Source organism: Sphingobacterium lactis, assembly GCF_051951495.1.
GTDB classification, from domain to species: Bacteria; Bacteroidota; Bacteroidia; order Sphingobacteriales; family Sphingobacteriaceae; genus Sphingobacterium; species Sphingobacterium lactis_A.
In genome coordinates, this window is sequence record NZ_JBNHAS010000002.1 from 238652 (window position 1) to 256147 (window position 17496).

The 17496-nt window shown below is 38.7% G+C and carries 21 protein-coding genes; 18 read left to right on the forward strand and 3 right to left on the reverse strand.

The genetic code is table 11. The annotated features are described in order from the left end of the window. Positions 1–5 precede the first annotated feature (5 nt). The 17 genes from ACP6L2_RS08715 (at position 6) to ACP6L2_RS08795 (ending at position 13250) form a co-directional block, all read left to right on the forward strand. Positions 6–542, forward strand: a complete 537-nt coding sequence (locus ACP6L2_RS08715) for a DUF3341 domain-containing protein (RefSeq protein WP_440508849.1) — start codon at positions 6–8, stop codon at positions 540–542. After that, positions 535–1164, forward strand: a complete 630-nt coding sequence (locus ACP6L2_RS08720) for a c-type cytochrome (protein WP_344673219.1) — start codon at positions 535–537, stop codon at positions 1162–1164. The genes ACP6L2_RS08715 and ACP6L2_RS08720 overlap by 8 nt, the downstream gene beginning before the upstream one ends. A 19-nt stretch (positions 1165–1183) precedes the next feature. Beyond that, positions 1184–2419: a quinol:cytochrome C oxidoreductase gene (locus ACP6L2_RS08725; RefSeq protein ID WP_440508850.1), complete on the forward strand. Its 1236-nt coding sequence runs from the start codon at positions 1184–1186 to the stop codon at positions 2417–2419. 41 nt (positions 2420–2460) lie between these two features. After that, positions 2461–3801 (forward strand): cytochrome c oxidase subunit II, encoded by a 1341-nt coding sequence (locus ACP6L2_RS08730; protein ID WP_344673217.1) that lies wholly within the window; start codon positions 2461–2463, stop codon positions 3799–3801. A 25-nt stretch (positions 3802–3826) separates the two neighbouring features. Next, the gene (locus ACP6L2_RS08735) at positions 3827–5701 is read left to right on the forward strand and encodes a cytochrome c oxidase subunit I (protein ID WP_440508851.1); all 1875 of its coding nucleotides are present in this window, start codon (positions 3827–3829) and stop codon (positions 5699–5701) included. Between the two features lie 51 nt (positions 5702–5752). Further along, positions 5753–6811, forward strand: coding sequence for a COX15/CtaA family protein (locus ACP6L2_RS08740; RefSeq protein ID WP_440508852.1), 1059 nt, complete (start codon positions 5753–5755; stop codon positions 6809–6811). A 19-nt stretch (positions 6812–6830) separates the two neighbouring features. After that, positions 6831–7736 carry a heme o synthase gene (gene cyoE / locus ACP6L2_RS08745; RefSeq protein ID WP_344673214.1) on the forward strand — a complete coding sequence of 302 codons (906 nt, stop codon included), beginning with the start codon at positions 6831–6833 and terminating at the stop codon, positions 7734–7736. Positions 7737–7741: 5 nt separating this feature from the next. After that, positions 7742–8344, forward strand: a complete 603-nt coding sequence (locus tag ACP6L2_RS08750; RefSeq protein ID WP_440508853.1) for a cytochrome c oxidase subunit 3 — start codon at positions 7742–7744, stop codon at positions 8342–8344. A 9-nt stretch (positions 8345–8353) separates the two neighbouring features. Continuing rightward, a complete protein-coding gene (locus tag ACP6L2_RS08755) occupies positions 8354–9091 on the forward strand; it encodes a cytochrome c oxidase subunit 3 (RefSeq protein WP_344673212.1) in 738 nt (245 codons plus the stop codon). Positions 9092–9122: 31 nt separating this feature from the next. Further along, positions 9123–9497 carry a cytochrome C oxidase subunit IV family protein gene (locus tag ACP6L2_RS08760; RefSeq protein ID WP_344673211.1) on the forward strand — a complete coding sequence of 125 codons (375 nt, stop codon included), beginning with the start codon at positions 9123–9125 and terminating at the stop codon, positions 9495–9497. Positions 9498–9511: 14 nt separating this feature from the next. After that, positions 9512–10234, forward strand: a complete 723-nt coding sequence (locus tag ACP6L2_RS08765; protein ID WP_440508854.1) for an SCO family protein — start codon at positions 9512–9514, stop codon at positions 10232–10234. Between the two features lie 2 nt (positions 10235–10236). Then, on the forward strand, positions 10237–10779 hold the full coding sequence (locus tag ACP6L2_RS08770) for a DUF420 domain-containing protein (protein WP_440508855.1): 543 nt from the start codon (positions 10237–10239) through the stop codon (positions 10777–10779). A gap of 27 nt (positions 10780–10806) precedes the next feature. Continuing rightward, entirely contained in the window at positions 10807–11271 is a 465-nt protein-coding gene (locus ACP6L2_RS08775) for an ABC transporter ATPase (protein ID WP_440508856.1), read from the forward strand. A gap of 175 nt (positions 11272–11446) precedes the next feature. Further along, the gene (locus tag ACP6L2_RS08780) at positions 11447–12022 is read left to right on the forward strand and encodes an RNA polymerase sigma factor (RefSeq protein WP_440508857.1); all 576 of its coding nucleotides are present in this window, start codon (positions 11447–11449) and stop codon (positions 12020–12022) included. Between the two features lie 10 nt (positions 12023–12032). Beyond that, positions 12033–12386: a hypothetical protein gene (locus ACP6L2_RS08785; RefSeq protein WP_440508858.1), complete on the forward strand. Its 354-nt coding sequence runs from the start codon at positions 12033–12035 to the stop codon at positions 12384–12386. An 89-nt stretch (positions 12387–12475) separates the two neighbouring features. Further along, positions 12476–12769 carry a hypothetical protein gene (locus ACP6L2_RS08790; RefSeq protein ID WP_440508859.1) on the forward strand — a complete coding sequence of 98 codons (294 nt, stop codon included), beginning with the start codon at positions 12476–12478 and terminating at the stop codon, positions 12767–12769. Between the two features lie 19 nt (positions 12770–12788). Further along, positions 12789–13250, forward strand: coding sequence for an Hsp20/alpha crystallin family protein (locus ACP6L2_RS08795; protein WP_440508860.1), 462 nt, complete (start codon positions 12789–12791; stop codon positions 13248–13250). A gap of 69 nt (positions 13251–13319) precedes the next feature. On the opposite strand, the gene ACP6L2_RS08800 is transcribed toward ACP6L2_RS08795, so the two are convergent. Continuing rightward, entirely contained in the window at positions 13320–13715 is a 396-nt protein-coding gene (locus tag ACP6L2_RS08800; RefSeq protein WP_440508861.1) for a DoxX family protein, read from the reverse strand. Between the two features lie 181 nt (positions 13716–13896). On the opposite strand from ACP6L2_RS08800, the gene metG reads away from it, so the two are divergent. Further along, positions 13897–15963, forward strand: coding sequence for a methionine--tRNA ligase (gene metG / locus ACP6L2_RS08805; RefSeq protein ID WP_440508862.1), 2067 nt, complete (start codon positions 13897–13899; stop codon positions 15961–15963). 82 nt (positions 15964–16045) lie between these two features. On the opposite strand, the gene ACP6L2_RS08810 is transcribed toward metG, so the two are convergent. Together ACP6L2_RS08810 and ACP6L2_RS08815 are read right to left on the reverse strand one after the other, a co-directional pair. After that, a complete protein-coding gene (locus ACP6L2_RS08810) occupies positions 16046–16684 on the reverse strand; it encodes an SCO family protein (RefSeq protein WP_440508863.1) in 639 nt (212 codons plus the stop codon). Positions 16685–16694: 10 nt separating this feature from the next. Next, complete coding sequence (locus ACP6L2_RS08815) at positions 16695–17468, reverse strand: formylglycine-generating enzyme family protein (protein WP_440508864.1); 774 nt, start codon at positions 17466–17468, stop codon at positions 16695–16697. Positions 17469–17496 lie beyond the last annotated feature (28 nt).

Consider the following 17496-nt stretch of genomic DNA (forward strand, 5'->3'; position numbering starts at 1 on the left):
AAGCAATGAGCAATACAAAATATATACTAGGAAGTTTTGCGGATCCTGATGAAATGATGCACGGGATCGATAAGTTGCAAGCGAATAACATTAGCATTTTTGATTGTTTCACTCCAATGCCTATCCACGGAATTGAGGCGAAGTTAGGAGTAAAGCCATCACGTTTACCAATTGCAGCATTTATATTTGGCGCATTAGGAACTACATTGGGATTTAGCTTATTGTTTTATACGATGGCTTACGATTGGCCGATGAACATTGGTGGTAAACCATCGATGCCATTGCCAAACTTTGTACCGGTTACATTTGAGGTTACCATCTTATTATGTGCTTTAGGCATGGTGGCAACATTCTTCTTCCGTAACCATTTATTTCCAGGCCGTACACCACGAGTTATGGATTTAAGAGCGACAGATGATCGTTTTATCGTAGCAATTGATGCCCAAGAAAATACTGACCATGCTTTGATCGATAACTTATTGAAAGAAGCAGGCGCAGTTGAAGTTAAATACAATGAAAGAAAATATGTTAGTTATGAATAAGAAGAATTTTCTTGGAACTGTATGTGTAGCTGTCGCTTTATCAGCGGTTGTTTCTGCTTGCGGGGATGGAACTTCGCGTAGTGCAGGCTGGGAATTCTCGCCTAATATGTATGAGCCGATCGCTTTTAATCCCGATCAGCCAAACCCAAATTTTAAGAATAACCAAACAGCACAATTACCACCGGCAGCAACAGATCCTATTGGATTTGTACGCTTTGACTATCCGAATACGATTGAAGGATACCAACAAGCTGGCTTAGAAGTTAAGAATCCTTTAGCGGTAACTGAGGCTAACTTGAAACAAGGAGATGCATTATACCAAGTTTACTGTGCCGTATGTCATGGTAAAGATGGAAATGGTGATGGCCCATTGACAAAAGATAGAAAGGTTAATGATTCAAGAGGAGAGCGTGAATTGGAGAAATTCCCACCGCCACCATCTTATCATAGATCTTCAGGAGCAAAATCAACTCGTGGAACATTAATGGCCGATCTATCTGATGGTCAAATCTACCACACCATTACTTATGGATACAACGCGATGGGTTCTCACGCTTCGCAGTTAAATCCAGAGGAACGTTGGAAAGTGGTAATGTTCGTTCATGAATTACAAAAAAAATAATCTAACATTGATAATATAAATGGGAACTCACAATCATCATCACGATTATAATTTCAGCGAGCAATTTCAATTCGCAGGTATCGCTAAGGTCCTGAGTTTGGTTGCAATCGTTGTAGGAATAGCCGCTATTGCATTCGGCTTACTTTCTAGTGACCATATCATGGTTGAGCGTACATATGCCAATTTATTATTGATGGGATATTACTTTACCTGTGTTTGTGCTGCTGGAGCTTTCTTCATCGCCTTACAATTGGTTACTCAATCTGGTTGGTCTGCAGGCCTTCTACGTATTCCTCAAGCGATGGCTAGCATCCTTCCGATTGCTTCCATCATCTTATTGGTTATCGTAGGCTTAGGATTAACTTCACACAACCTATACCACCACTGGCACGCTGATGGGTTAACTGACCCGAGCAGCCCTAATTATGATGCCTTAGTTGCTGGTAAAGCTGCTTTCTTAAATGTACCAGGATTCTTGATCCGTCAGATCTTGTTCATGGGAAGCTACGCTATTTTTGCTTTCATTTTAGCTAAGTTATCTTATAACGAAGATTTAGCAGGTGGTCTTAACGGCTACAAAAAGAGCTTTAAGCTTTCTGCGATCTTCTTAGTAATCTTCGGATTTACTACTCCAATTTGGTCATTTGATACCGTGATGTCTTTAGAGGCTCACTGGTTCTCGACCATGTTCGGATGGTATAACTTCGCAGCGATGTGGGTAAGTGGATTAGCCGTAATCATCGTTATCTTGGTTCTTTTGAAAAAAGGCGGATACATGAGCTGGGTTAATGAAAACCACCTACATGATTTAGGTAAGTTATTATTTGGTTTCTCCATCTTCTGGACTTACGTTTGGTTTGCACAATTTATGTTGATTTGGTATTCGAATATTCCAGAGGAGACCGTGTACTTCTACAAACGTTGGGAACCAGAATACAAACCTTGGTTTTGGTTAAACATTATCATTAACTTTGTGGCGCCATTATTATTATTGGTTGACCGTGATGCAAAACGTAAATTAAACATGATGTTATTCGTAGCGATCTTGTTATTATGTGGTCACTGGTTAGACTATTATATTATGATTATGCCTGGTACCGTAGGTTCTGAAAGAGGTTTCGGTATTATTGAGATCGGTACTGCAATAGGATTTGTGGGCTTGTTCACTTTCTTGGTCATGACCAAAATAAGCAAACATGCTTTGGCACCTAAGAATCATCCATTCTTGGATGAGAGCTTGCATCATCAGATTTAATAGAGATTAAGTTGAAATAACGTTCAAACGTCTTATAAAAAATGAAGTTTAAAATAAATAACAGATTTAAGTCCTTGTTTGGAGGCTTATTAGCTATTAACCTATTATTTGCAGCGCCGGCATTTGCTTCGGTACAAGATTCAACAGCTGCAACTACTGCGGTGGAGCAAACAGCAGTGACAGCGGACTCGGCAGCGACCGCTACAGACACGACTGCAGCAGCAGCAACGGATACAGCTTCCGTAGCAGCAGCATCTACAGCTAGCTCTAGTGTGACGCCTGTAGCTTCTGGCACACAAAAAGAAGAAAAAGTAACTGATCCTCAGGTTTACAAAAACTTGACTTATTACATTTTATTCTTCTTGGTAATCTGTGCTGTAGTAGCAGTAATTGGAAAAGTACATTCAATTTACGTGTTGACAAAACGCGTGAATGGAACATATAATCCTTTGGCAAACAATACCCTTCAAGCAACCTTGATGTTGGTATTCTTAATTGCTTTCTTAGGATTTGTTTACTACGGATATGCCGTTTGGGGAGCTTGGTCTTGGCGACCAGCAGTAACCGAGCACGGTAAAGAAGTAGATACCATGTTTATTATCACAACCATCATCATTACTGTGGTATTGGTATTGGTTCACATCTTATTATTGGTATTCTCTTTTATCTACAGAATGCGTGCAAAACGCAAAGCTTATTTCTACCCTCACAACGATGCGATTGAGCGTTTATGGACAATCGTTCCTGCGGTGGTATTAACGATCTTAGTATTGTTTGGTTTCTTTACTTGGCGTAAAATCACCAACATTCCTGAGGACTTAAAGAAATCAGCATTACAAGTAGAGGTATTAGGAGAGCAGTTCCAATGGACAGTTCGCTATCCTGGAGCTGACGGAAAAATCGGTAAACGTAATTACAAATTAACGACTCCATTAAACGGTTATGGTATTGACTTCAATGACAAAGCTGCTTGGGACGATGTTAAAGGTGATATGATCGTTATTCCGGTTAACAAACCAGTTCGTTTCCATATTTTATCAAAAGATATTATCCATTCATTCTACATTCCAGATTTCCGTGTACAAATCAACGCGGTACCAGGTATGACGAATTATTTCCAATTTACTCCGACTACAACAACGGAGGAAATGCGTGATAAGATGAATGATCCTCAATACGATTACGTGATGTTATGTGCGAAGATCTGTGGAGAGGCCCACTATAACATGCAAAAAACAGTTAAAGTGGTAACTGAAGCTGAATACGCAGAGTGGTTAAGCAAACAAGCTAAATTCTATACGGAAGATATTCAGAAGGAATTTGCTGAGCTTAATGGCGCTGAAGGAAAGAAGAAAGAAGACTTAACAGCTTCAATTAATTAATCGAATAGAGAATATATAATAACATATGTCAACTACAGTTATATCGCACGACGCAGCTCATCACGATGACCATGGTCACCATCATGAATCGTTCTTGACGAAGTATATCTTCAGTCAGGATCACAAGATGATTGCAAAGCAGTTTTTGATCACAGGTATCATTATGGCCGTATTCGCTATGATCCTGTCGGTCCTATTCCGGATTCAACTTGCCTGGCCTGATAAAGAATTTCCTATTCTAGAAGTATTCTTAGGAAAATGGGCTGAAGGCGGTCGTATCAAACCTGACTTCTTCCTGTCATTAGTTACGATCCACGGTACCATGATGGTATTCTTCGTATTGACAGCTGGTCTATCAGGTACATTCAGTAACTTACTTATCCCTTATCAATTGGGAGCACGTGATATGGCATCACCATTGATGAACATGTTATCGTACTGGTTCTTCTTCACTGCCTGTGTGATTATGGTTGCTTCTTTCTTTATTGAAAGTGGTCCAGCATCAGCAGGATGGACGATTTACCCGCCACTCTCTGCCGTGCCGAAAGCCATTGCAGGTTCAGGATTGGGTATGACCTTATGGTTAATCAGTATGACCTTGTTTATCGCTTCTCAGGTATTAGGTGGTGTTAACTACATCAGTACCGTGTTAAACATGCGTACAAAAGGTATGGAGTTATGGAAAATGCCTTTAACAATTTGGGCGTTCTTCTTAACAGCTATCGTAGGTTTATTATCATTCCCAGTATTGGTATCAGCAGTAGTATTGTTGTTCTTTGACCGTTCGGTTGGAACATCATTCTACTTATCAGACTTAGTAGTTGGTGGTACAATCCTTCCTAACGAAGGTGGTTCACCAATCTTATTCCAACACTTATTCTGGTTCTTAGGTCACCCTGAGGTATATATCGTAGTTATGCCTGCATTAGGCTTGACTTCTGAGGTTATCTCGACAAACTCACGTAAGCCGATCTTCGGTTACCATGCGATGGTTTACTCCCTAGTAGGTATTACCGTATTGTCTTTCATCGTTTGGGGTCACCACATGTTCGTAACAGGTATGAGTCCTTTCCTAGGTGGGGTGTTCATGATCACCACGTTGATCATTGCGGTACCTTCAGCTGTTAAGGCCTTCAACTATATTGCCACTTTATGGCGAGGTAATATCCGTTTCACTCCTGCGATGATGTTTGCTATCGGTATGGTATCATTCTTCGTATCAGGTGGTTTGACAGGATTATACTTAGGTAATGCAACATTAGACATCAACTTACACGATACATACTTCGTAGTAGCTCACTTCCACTTGGTAATGGGTTCTGCGTCTATCTTTGGTATGTTGTCTGGTGTTTACCACTGGTATCCTAAGATGTTCGGCCGTATGATGGATGAGCGTCTAGGTTATTTCCACTTCTGGTTAACATTCATTGGTGCTTACTTGGTATTCTTCCCAATGCACTTTATGGGTATTGATGGTGTTCCACGTCGTTACTACGCATTCACTGAGTTCCCTTTCATGGAGAAATGGGTATCGGTTAACTTGTTAGTAACTTGGGCAGCGATTGTTTCAGCAGTAGGTCAAGTAGCGTTCTTATGGAACTTCTTCTCTTCGATCTGGTGTGGAAAACGTGCTCCTCAAAACCCTTGGCATGCGAATACTTTAGAGTGGACTACTCCAGTAGAACATATCCATGGTAACTGGCCAGGAGAAATCCCAACTGTTTACCGTTGGCCGTATGATTACTCTAAACCAGGACATGATGAAGATTTTATTCCTCAAAGCGTTCCGCATTCACAAACCATGAGTTCTAACTTGATTCATGATTGGGAAGGCAACGAAGAAGGAATTGAAGCTCAAAAGGTTTATAACCGTGAGCATAACAGAGAAACAGAAGGGTAGGGTAAAACCTACCTCTCTTTTATAGATTATCATTTGTAAAAGTAGAGATCCATGTATCCAGCAGCTGAAAAGCGTTTTATTCGGATAAATAAGATCACGATATTCGTTCTTTTTATTGTCATAGCAGCAGGAGGAATCGTTAGAAGTACAGGTTCAGGAATGGGATGTCCAGACTGGCCCAAATGTTTTAACCGTATTATTCCACCTACCGATGTTTCTCAATTACCGCAAGGTTATGAGCAACATTATGTAGAGGGAAGGATTAAAAAGAACGAACGATTTGCCAATATGATTGAGTTTTTTGGTTACAAAAATCTCGCGGATCAGATTCGTCATGATGAGTCGATCTTAGTTCATGAGGAATTCAATGCTGCCAAGACCTGGACGGAATATGTGAATCGTTTAGCTGGTGTAACTGCCGGATTTTGTATGCTGTTTACTGCATTCTACTCTTTTACATATTGGAAAAAGAAAAAAGCCATAGCAATATGGAGCGTTCTTAATCTTATTGTCGTTGTGATACAAGCCTGGCTAGGCTCAATTGTCGTATCTACCAACTTAACACCATGGGTAATTACCATTCACATGTTGTTGGCTTTAGTAATTGTTTGTATAAGTATTCATACGTATTATTGGGCTACAACACTTCGAAATGGTTCTATTCTGAAAGCTGGTATCCCAAAAGGATTAAAGCTGATTACCTTAGGATCCATCGTACTATTAGTTATACAAGTAGTATATGGAACAGAAGTTAGAGAGATAATTGATCACCTTAAACAAACGGATATCATGCGTTCTGAATGGATTGATTCAATCGGTTTGAATTATCATATTCACCGGATCTTAGCTTATTTAACATTGGCCATTACGGTGTTCTTGTTTTTAAAAGTCAAGTCATTGAATATTCAAAATACAGTCCAATATAAGTATGCATTGATTTCTTTTGTGTTGGTTTGTATTCAAATGTTATCAGGGATTATATTAGCAAGGTTTCATGTTCCCGCTGTCGCGCAGACGGTACATTTGGTTGTCGCAAGTTTATTCGTAGGTGCACAATACTATTTATTGTTATTGTTGAATGCACCAAAGCCAGTACTTGTAGAGGATTAGGTAGGGGATTATTTTGATTATGAAGGAATTTATTTCAGATTTTAACAAGCTTGTCAAGCTACGTCTTACCTTGACGGTAGTTTTCTCGGCATCGATCTCATTTTTAATTGGTGCTACGCAGCAAGGAGATATTATCTGGTATAACTGGGCTTTGCTTACATTCGGTGGATTTTTAGTTACCGGAGCGGCCAATGGGTTTAACGAGATCATTGAGCGTGATTTGGATAAGTTGATGAAGCGCACAATGGATAGACCTTTGCCTGCTGGTCGTATGACTACAGGTCAAGCCTTAATCTTAAGTGTATTTATGGGGATCTTTGGAACGTTGGTTTTAGTGAATTTAAACTTCATCGCTGGACTACTTTCTGTGTTTTCCATATTCTTATATGCATTTGTCTACACACCGTTAAAGCAGAAATCACCAATAGCCGTTTGGGTAGGCGCCATTCCTGGAGCATTACCACCACTGATTGGCTATTATGCAGCATTTAAATCTGCAGGTTTTGGTTTAGCGTATGCTGAGGTAAGCGAACAAGCTGTAGTGATCACACCCTTGGTGTTATTTGCTATTCAATTCTTCTGGCAGTTTCCACATTTCTGGGCTATTGCCTGGGTTTCAGATGAAGACTACAAAAGAGCAGGCTTTCGTTTATTACCAACAACGAGAAAAGATAAGTTATCAGCTTGGTTCATATTTATATCAGCCTTGTTGATGATACCCGCAGGATTATTGCCAATGTACTACGGGATAGGAGGCTGGGTGTTTACATCCGTGTCCTTACTTGGCGGATTGCTGTTTACTTGGTATGGGTACCAGCATTTGGTTAAAATGGAAGTGAGTACGGCAAAGAAGATTATGTTTACTTCTTTTGCATACTTACCGATAACACAATTGTTGTTGTTATTAGATTTTAAACCTTTTTAAAATAGATGGAATTAAATATTGCAATGGATAAGCAGGAATTGCTAAACGCAGACTTACAAAAATCAAGAAAAGCCCAGAAGTTTAACCTTTGGTTAGGCATGATTGGGATGTTCATGATGTTTGCGGCCTTTTCAAGTGGGTTTATCGTATATACGAACAGTGGGGTAGATAAGGGTATCAAAACAATTCTTCCTTATGCTTTCATGTATAGTACAGCTGTTATCTTAATCAGCAGCTTGACGATGCACTTGGCTTATAAAGCCGCTAAAGATCACAATTTTGGAAAGCAAAAGCTTTTCTTATTAGCTACCATAGCTTTAGGGATAGTTTTCTTTTTCATACAGTTTCAAGCTTGGAACGTGTTAACAGAACGTGGAATATTCTTCATTAACTCGAATGCTTCACAATCGTTCATTTACATATTTACAGGTTTTCACTTGGCACACATCATAGCCGGAATATTGGTGTTAGTGCGTAGTTTTGTTGGAGCGTCTAAAAACATTTCACAGGACAGTAATGTTTTCCGGATGGAACTTGCCACTATTTTCTGGCATTTTCTAGACCTATTATGGATATATATTTATGTTTTCTTACTTTTGAATCAATAACAGTAAACAATGAGTACAACAGTATCGCAATTGGATAAGGTAAAAGACGGACCTTGGAGCGGAGGTAAATCACCTTGGAATTTAGAGTATGGAAAAATCATGATGTGGTTTTTCTTGGTATCGGATGCATTTACGTTCTCTGCGTTCCTTATTTATTATGGAGCACAGAAATTTGCGCAGCCATCTTGGATCGATGCCGATAAGGTATTCCAATCGATTCCAGGTATCGCAGATTCCGGACAGCCATTGGTATTCGTAGGTATCATGACCTTTATTTTGATTATGTCTTCCGTTACAATGGTATTAGCCGTAGAAGCAGGCCATCGTAACTCCAAACAGGAAGTTGTAAAATGGATGTTATGGACTGTATTAGGAGGTCTATGTTTCTTGAGCTGTCAGGCTATGGAGTGGTATCACTTACACCATATGGGCTTCTGGTTCGGACATAACCCTGCAACTGGTCTTACCGATGACAATGCCATCGTGCAAGCACTGAGTCCTTACTTCACCAAAGAAGTATCTTATACAGCAGCACTTCAATTCTCTAATCTATTCTTTACGATTACAGGTTTCCATGGTTTCCACGTAACTATCGGTGTTTTATTAAACATCATCGTGCTTTCCATGACCTTGAACAATACATTCGAAAGAAGAGGAACATATTTAATGGTTGAAAAAGTTGGTCTTTACTGGCACTTTGTAGACTTAGTTTGGGTATTCGTATTTACCTTCTTCTATTTAGTTTAATCATTACGGACAAATAAAATATATAAGACAAATGAGTAATCACGATCATATTGCAAGCCACGATGCACATGCACACGGCGAAGGAATGGATAAAAAACGTATCTGGTCCGTATTCTTTGTACTATTAGCTTTAACAGCATTAGAATTCTTAATCGCTCTAGGCTTTGTACACCATTGGGGTATCCTTCAAAAAGGAACTTTAGTAAATGTTATCTATATCATTTTAACATTAGTAAAAGCATTTTATATTATCGCATTCTTCATGCACTTGAAATTTGAGAAATCAAGCTTTATTGTATGTTGTAGTGTAGGGTTCATTCTTATCGTTTATTTCATCATCTTAATGTTAATTGAAGGTGGTTTCTTACACGGAGCAATGAATCATCAACCGATTTTCCCTCATTAATATATCTATTGCTAATGAGTAAAAATACTCGTTCGAAAAATATATCGAAATTAATAATCCTGGCATTGGTTCTATTCGTGCCAGGATTTTTATATATACTGGTTAATAAAATGGGCTCCAATGAGTACATTAAACTTCCAGTATATGGTGAAAAACACCTCACTGGAAAGATGAAACGTGTGATGGGTAGAGAAATACCCGACACTGCATTTCATGAGCTTAAAACCGTTGATTTTATCAACTATGATGGTAAACCGGTTCAGTTTTTAGGTTCTGATACCATCATTACCGTCGCTCACTTGTTCTATACCAAAGACGAAGGCTTATCCAAGCAGTTAATGCATGACTTGAATGTTATTGCTGAGCGCTTTAAATACAATCCCAAAGTGCAGCTTTTCTCAATAGATGTAGACTCTACGGATACACCTGCAGATATGGATAAGTACATCAGTTCGTTTAAGAAAGGTAAAAATCCACATTGGTTTGTGGTAAACAAGCCAAATGTAGATATCTTTAGCTATGCTAGAGAGAGCATGTTAATCGAGGCTATGCCTGTAGTAGGAGATCCTAATAAATTTGTTATCAGTAATCAATTGGTATTAATAGATTCCAAGAAGCGTATTCGTGGATTCTATGACATCAGTCTTCGCTCAGAGATAGATCGCTTGGAAGATGAAGTAAAAGTACAATTGGTTGAAGAAGTTCGTAATCATCCATTAAAAGTAGAAAGAAAGTAGACATGGGAATGACCGCTGAAGAAAAGAAGTATAAAGGTATTATTTGGGCATTAGCCATCATAATTCCACTTGCTGTTGCCGTATTGTTTCGTGTGAATTTGAGAGATCTTGGATATGATGTGCAACCACTAAGTTTCCTTCCTCCGATTTATGCGACTATTAATGGGTTAACAGCAGTATGTTTGGTGATTGCTGTTTCAGCTATAAAACGTGGTAATGTAAAGGTCCATGAAAACTTGATTAAGTTATGCATGGTTTTTTCTTCCTTGTTTCTATTGATGTATGTCGGTTATCACATGACTTCGGAATCCACTAAGTTTGGTGGAGAAGGTGCTGTTAAATATATATACTTTTTCATTCTGATCACGCATATCGTTCTTTCGGTGGTTATTATACCTTTTGTATTGTTTACCTTTGTAAGAGGGATAGCTGGAGCGTATGAGCGTCATAAGAAGTTAGCTCGTATTACTTATCCTATGTGGTTATATGTAGCTGTAACTGGTGTCATCGTTTATTTGATGATTTCTCCTTATTACGCACATTAATTCTTTAAAATATTGGCAAGCCAACAGATGAAAAGAGTTTGGATTTATCAAGCAGATCGTTTTTTTACGCAGCCGGAATTACGTTTGGCGGAAGAGAAATTGGCTGATTTTGTTCGGGAATGGACTGCGCATGGTAGCCAGTTAGCAGGACAGGCAGAAATCAAGCATAATCTTTTTGTTGTTTTTACGGTGGATGAGGCCATGGCCCAAGTAACGGGATGTTCCATTGATAAATCTGTACACATTCTAAAGCAATTGGAAAAGGATTTGAACATCGGTTTATTTAATCGCATGTTGATTTCCTATCGTGATAAAGAAGGCAATATTCAATTGGTTTCTAGAGATGTGTTTGCAGCACAGTGTCAAGAAGGTGAAATAAATGCCGAAACTCCTGTATTCAATAACCTGATTCAATCAGCAGATGATATTTCCACCAAGTGGGAAGTGCCTTTTAAAGACAGCTGGCATGCTTCGGTATTCCAATGTAAATAAGGCATTCTGAAAATATAGCAGTCTCTCCAATTGGGGAGACTTTTTTTGTGCCTGCTGGTTTTGCTAAAGTGTATCTACTAATGTTTAGTTTTACAGAATTATTCATAAATCCACAGGACAAAAAATAAATCAAGATATTTTAGAGTAAAAAGCTTTTTGATTCGTCTACGTGGATATGGACAGCATACAGCCAGAAGAAATGCAGTTAAAGAATTCCAAGTCATTTTCGGATACGGTAAAGAAATACAGTAGCCAATTGATGAGCTTTGTAAAAGCCAGGGTTCGAAAGACTGCTGATGCTGAAGATATTTTGCAAGAGGTATGGTTTCAGTTCTCACGACTTACGAATATAGATCAGTTGGAGAATGCTGGGGCTTGGTTATATGCTGTTACCCGAAACAAGATTACCGATAGCTACCGTAAGAAGAAGACAGACTCGCTTGACGAGCTGACCGAGAACCTGGAAGAAGAGACTGCTGTACTCGAGAAGTTTCTAATAGCCGATTATTCTAATAGCCCGGAGGCTAAATTATTCAAGGATATTTTTTGGGATGAGTTGTATAAGGCATTGGATGAATTGCCCGAGAAGCAGCGTTCGGTATTTTTATTAAATGAAATTGAACAGCTCACCCTACAACAGATAGCGGATTTGCAGCAAGAGAATTTAAAGACCATCATAAGCCGTAAAGGTTATGCGGTCAAACACCTGCGATTGCGGTTGCAGGGATTATATGATGAATTAAAACATTAAGGAAATAAGGATGGAAAAGAATTGGAAACGAAGAAGAAAAGGCAAGTTTGTCTTTATAGGTTTAGCCATGATTGTCGGAGCTTTACTGTTGGTAGCTTTAGTACAATTTCTATGGAACCAGTTGATGACAGATATATTTAATCTCAAAGCGATTAGCTATTGGCAGGCATTGGGATTACTAGTCCTCTCCAAGATTTTATTTGGGGGTGGTGGCTTTAAATCTAAGGGTCGCTGTGGAGGTCGATTCCGCGGAGGCAATGATTCCTGTCCAACATTGGATGATGAGGATAAATCAAGGTTCCGCGAAGAGTGGAGGAGAAGGTTTGCTGATCGTTGTAAACCAAGAGAAGAAGAGGGTAAATAAAATATTCTCCAAATATTTTAAAGTAATTAAAGGTCTTTGTCGTCTACCAGAACAAAGGCCTTTAATTTTTTAGATTAAAAATAAAACACATGAAAAATAAATTGAAATTGATTATCCCACGCTTGATCGGACTAACAGCTATAGTCGGATTGGCAAGTATTATTATCAGCGCATTATTTAAGCTCTTATTCTTCGGAACCATCTTATTGGCATTAGGGATGTTGTTCGCTTGGATTATCCGTTCCTGGAAAAAAGAAAGCACTGGTTCAGAGCTATTGCATGAAGATCCGTATTTACGCATGCATACGCAGCAAAGACAGGCTGTAGCGCCTGTAGTTGGTTTTAAGAAATCGGCAAAACCTAGTATTATCCCTATTTATTAATCATTAAAAATAAAATAACATGTTTAGAAGAAATAACACATTTGGCAGATATCATATGAATAAGGCGAACTGTTCCAGCGCTGGTAGAAATGCATTTGATCGCATACAGCAACATTTTTGTAACTCCACGGAAGGCTTTGGTTTTATGAAAGACCGTAGAAATAGCGTAGCAGCAAATATTTTGGAGAATGATTTGTATTATCAAGTTCAGGTTTTTGCAGCAGGACGTAAGAAGGATCAGTTTAAAGTCGCTATTGCAAACCAGATTTTGACCATCAGCAGTACAGCTCAAGAATTGGATGGGGACTTGAAGATTGTTTACCAAGAGACTGACTGCGGAGCATTTGAAAGATCTTTCCAATTAGAAGATGAGATTCTATTGGATGGTATTCATGCGAGCTATGAGGATGGTGTATTGACGGTCATCTTAAAGAAAGACCCAAGTAAACAAGAAGCAGATGTAGAGGTTGCTATTTCATAATAGCAGCCAGAGATGTAAAGATAAAGGGCATTCCAAATCGGGATGCCCTTTATGCTATATTTCTTTTTATTATTTCTTATCGACGCTCAATCTACCTGGCCCCATAATGGCAAAAGCTACGAATACGGCTAAGAACTCAATGGCATGGGAAGCTCCGGATAATCCATCACCTTTTGCTAAATGATTAGCAGCAGCAACAACCATCGTCAATGAAAGGAAAATAGCTGCAGGTCTTGTCCATAAACCTAAGATCAATAATACAGAGCCTAAAGATTCTACCAAACCAGCAGAAAATCCAAATACCGTAGGCATAAAATTAATACCTAGATGGCTCATGGAAGCACCAATCTTGGTCCAAGTCTCTACTCCTCCCATTAATTTAGGGAGACCATGAAAGGCTAGCATTGTAGCACCTAATACCAGTCGAATAATTAATAACCCCGTGTCGGTCTTTGAATTTTGCATAGCTTCTTTAATTTAGTGTAATGTTGTCCCAATATACATAAAATTCTTTAGGGTTAAAATTTGTCGAAAAAGCACTTCTGAGGACATGGAATTTGTACTAATACTTAGTGAAATAAGCCAATTTGCTGTATCTTTGCTAGCCTAACAATTTTGTTAGCAGAATTAATAAAATCTCACTCCATTGGATATATTTAGCAAACAACGTTATACCATTACCTCTGCATTGCCATATGCAAACGGTCCTTTGCACATTGGTCACTTGGCCGGTGCTTACATTCCCGGAGATATCTTTGTTCGTTTCTTACGATTGAACCAAAAAGATGTAGTCTATGTTTGTGGATCAGATGAGCATGGGGCAGCAATTACCATTAAAGCAAAAAAAGAAGGGGTAACTCCACAGGAGATTATCGACAAGTATAATCAACAAATTAAAGAAAGCTTCGAGCAATTCGGCATATCTTTCAATATCTATCACCGTACTTCGGAGCCTATTCACCATCAATTATCGCAAGAGTTCTTTCTTAACTTGTATGAAAAAGGTGAGTTCATCGAACGCTTTTCAGAGCAGTATTATGATGAAGAATATCATCAGTTCCTAGCGGATCGTTATATCGTAGGTACTTGTCCGCATTGTCATAATGAAGGTGCCTATGGCGATCAATGTGAAAAATGTGGTACTTCCTTAAATCCTACGGATCTTATTAACCCTAAATCGACATTAAGTGGTAAAACGCCAATTTTAAAGGAAACCAAACACTGGTACTTACCATTGGATAAATACCAACCTTGGTTAGAGAAATGGTTAATTGAAGGCAAGAAAGATGAATTGAAATCCAATGTATTTGGTCAATGTCAGTCTTGGTTGAAATCAGGTTTACAACCACGTTCTATGACCCGCGATTTAGATTGGGGAGTGGATGTTCCGTTGGATGAAGCACAAGGCAAAAAACTATACGTTTGGTTGGATGCGCCGATAGGCTATATCTCTGCTACAAAGCAATGGGCGATTGATGAAGGTAAAGATTGGGAAGCATATTGGAAAAAACAAGCTAATCCGGAAGATGATTCTACCTTGATTCACTTTATCGGAAAGGATAATATTGTATTCCACTGTATTATCTTCCCCGCTATCTTACATGCCCATGGTGAATATATCCTTCCAGAGAATGTACCTGCAAATGAATTTTTGAACCTAGAAGGGGATAAGCTTTCAACTTCAAGAAATCATGCGGTATGGTTACATGAGTATTTGGAGGAATTCCCTGGTAAACAAGACGAGTTACGCTATATGCTGACTTCTATTTTACCGGAGACTTCAGATAGTGAGTTTACATGGAAAGATTTCCAAGCTCGTGTAAATAATGAGTTGGTAGCTATTCTAGGAAACTTTGTGAACCGGGTAATGGTACTTTCACACAAGTATTTTGATGGGAAGGTGTTAATGGGATCTCCATTGACAGCCGGAGATCAAGAAGTACTTGCTGAGCTTTCTAAATTCCCAGGACAGGTTCAACAATCCTTATCGCAATATAGATTCCGTGAGGCTTTAGCAAACTTTATGAATGCTGCTCGCTTAGGAAATAAATACTTAGCGGATGAAGAGCCTTGGAAAGCGATTAAGACCGATGAAGAGCGTGTTAAAACTGTTTTGTTTGTAGCTGCACAGATCGTGGCTAACCTAGCGGTTATGGGACAACCATTCTTGCCTTTCACAAGTACCAAGATCTTTGAAATGCTAAATCTTGCTGCGAAGAATTGGGATGAAGCAGGTAAGTCTGATTTATTGGAAAGTGGACATCTTCTAGGTGAAACGCAGTTGTTATTTGACAAGATCACCGATGAACAGGTTGAGTTTCAATTGAACAAATTAGCGAATGCGAAAGCTTTAAATGCTGCATCAGCACTTAAAGCTCCTCAGAAAGCAAATATCACTTTTGATGATTTCGGTAAGTTGGATATCCGTGTAGGAAAGATTCTAACTGCTGAAAAAGTAGCAAAGACGAAGAAGTTGTTGAAACTGACCATCGATACAGGAATTGATAACCGTACAGTTGTATCAGGTATTGCTGAGCACTTTACGCCTGAGGAAATCGTAGGTAAACAAGTTTCTATCTTAGTGAACTTAGAGCCTCGTGAAATCAAAGGTATTCAATCTCAAGGTATGATCTTAATGGCTGAAGACGCTAATGGTCGACTTGATTTTGTAAATCCTATCTCGGATGTATCTGCTGGTAGTATTATTCGATAAGTCGTATATTACTCCAATATAAACATAAAATAGGGGCGTAGATTATTTCTACGCCCCTTTTGATTACTAAATAACATTCCTATTATATCTTCTCTGCTGTTTCTTCAATAGCTTTGATGGTAGGGCTGTAATCTACTCCTAAACCTTCTTGCTGATAAACCAATTCACCTTCTTCATTAAATAGGCTGATGATATTGGAATGCGAGAAATCTATTGGTGATATCTTTTTATAGTTTACTGCTAACGTTGCTGCAAACTCTCTGGTATTGTCTTCGTTGGAGCGAAGGAATAACCATTGCGGACCATCCATTTCGTTCTCTTTAGCAAATGTTTTCAGACGTTCTGGCGTATCAACTTCTGGATCAATACTTACTAATACATATTTCACTTTATCCTTATACTTCGCCTGAACTGTTTTTTCAATATGTCTCATATCGGCTACTAAACGAGGACAGGCAGCTTGACAAGAGGTATATATCATAACCACAACAACAGCTTGACCCTTCAGATCTTTTAATTCGATTTCTTTATTGTCTTGAGTTTGCCAAGTAGAAGGCAAGTTATAAATGGACAAATCAGATAGATCTGTACTTATTTTGGCCTCTTTTAAAGCTTGTTCTTGCTCTTTCTTTTCTTCCTGATTGTTTGACTGACAGGAGAAGAAGAATACAGGAAGCCCTATACAAAGTAGCATCCTGATTATTTTCATTGCTTTTCTCATAATAAGCAGTTTATTTTATATCTCTTACACAGCGGAAACCTAAATTTCTACCGGTATAAGGTGCTTTCATACTTCCACGGAATGCATAACGCATGAAAGCAGCATAGTTCATTAAATCACTGGCATTAATAGAAGCACTCCCACAGAACAATTCATCATCATTTCCTTTATCTTTCCTGGATTCTCCAGAAAGAAACATAGAGTTGAAATCAGCTGTCCACTCCCATACCAAACCATGTAGGTCGTATACTCCCCAATAATTCTTAAAGGTGCTTCCCACTTCCTGATTATAGGTCTTTGGAGATTCGTACCATTTTAAGATATATTGATTGTATGACTTTCGTGTTCTAGCATCCATATTCTTTGCATCAGCCATTGCCGCATACTCCCATTCATCCATAGTTGGTAATCTTTTGCCTTTGGATTCACAATATTTCTTAGCTGTATGCCAAGAAACATTTGTGACTGGCGATTTTGGACTTGCTTGCCCGTAATCAAAGTCAGATACCCAATAATTCAAATAAGACTTATCGGCAAATAGACGCTTGATTTTTGATTTGGAATAATTGGGATTGGATTGTACAAAGAGAAGGTACTCTTGATTGGTTACAGGATATACATCCATGAAAAAAGAATTTACCTGAACAGGTTTTTTATCTGCTGATCCGTATAAAGGAACATAACTTCCTTTTTTTACCATTACCATTTCCTGTCCTTGCACTTTGGCAAAGCTTAAACTGATTAACAACAGTAAATATATTCCACAGTAGATTCTTCTTGCCATAATAAAGATAAATTCTGGGGCAGTTAAC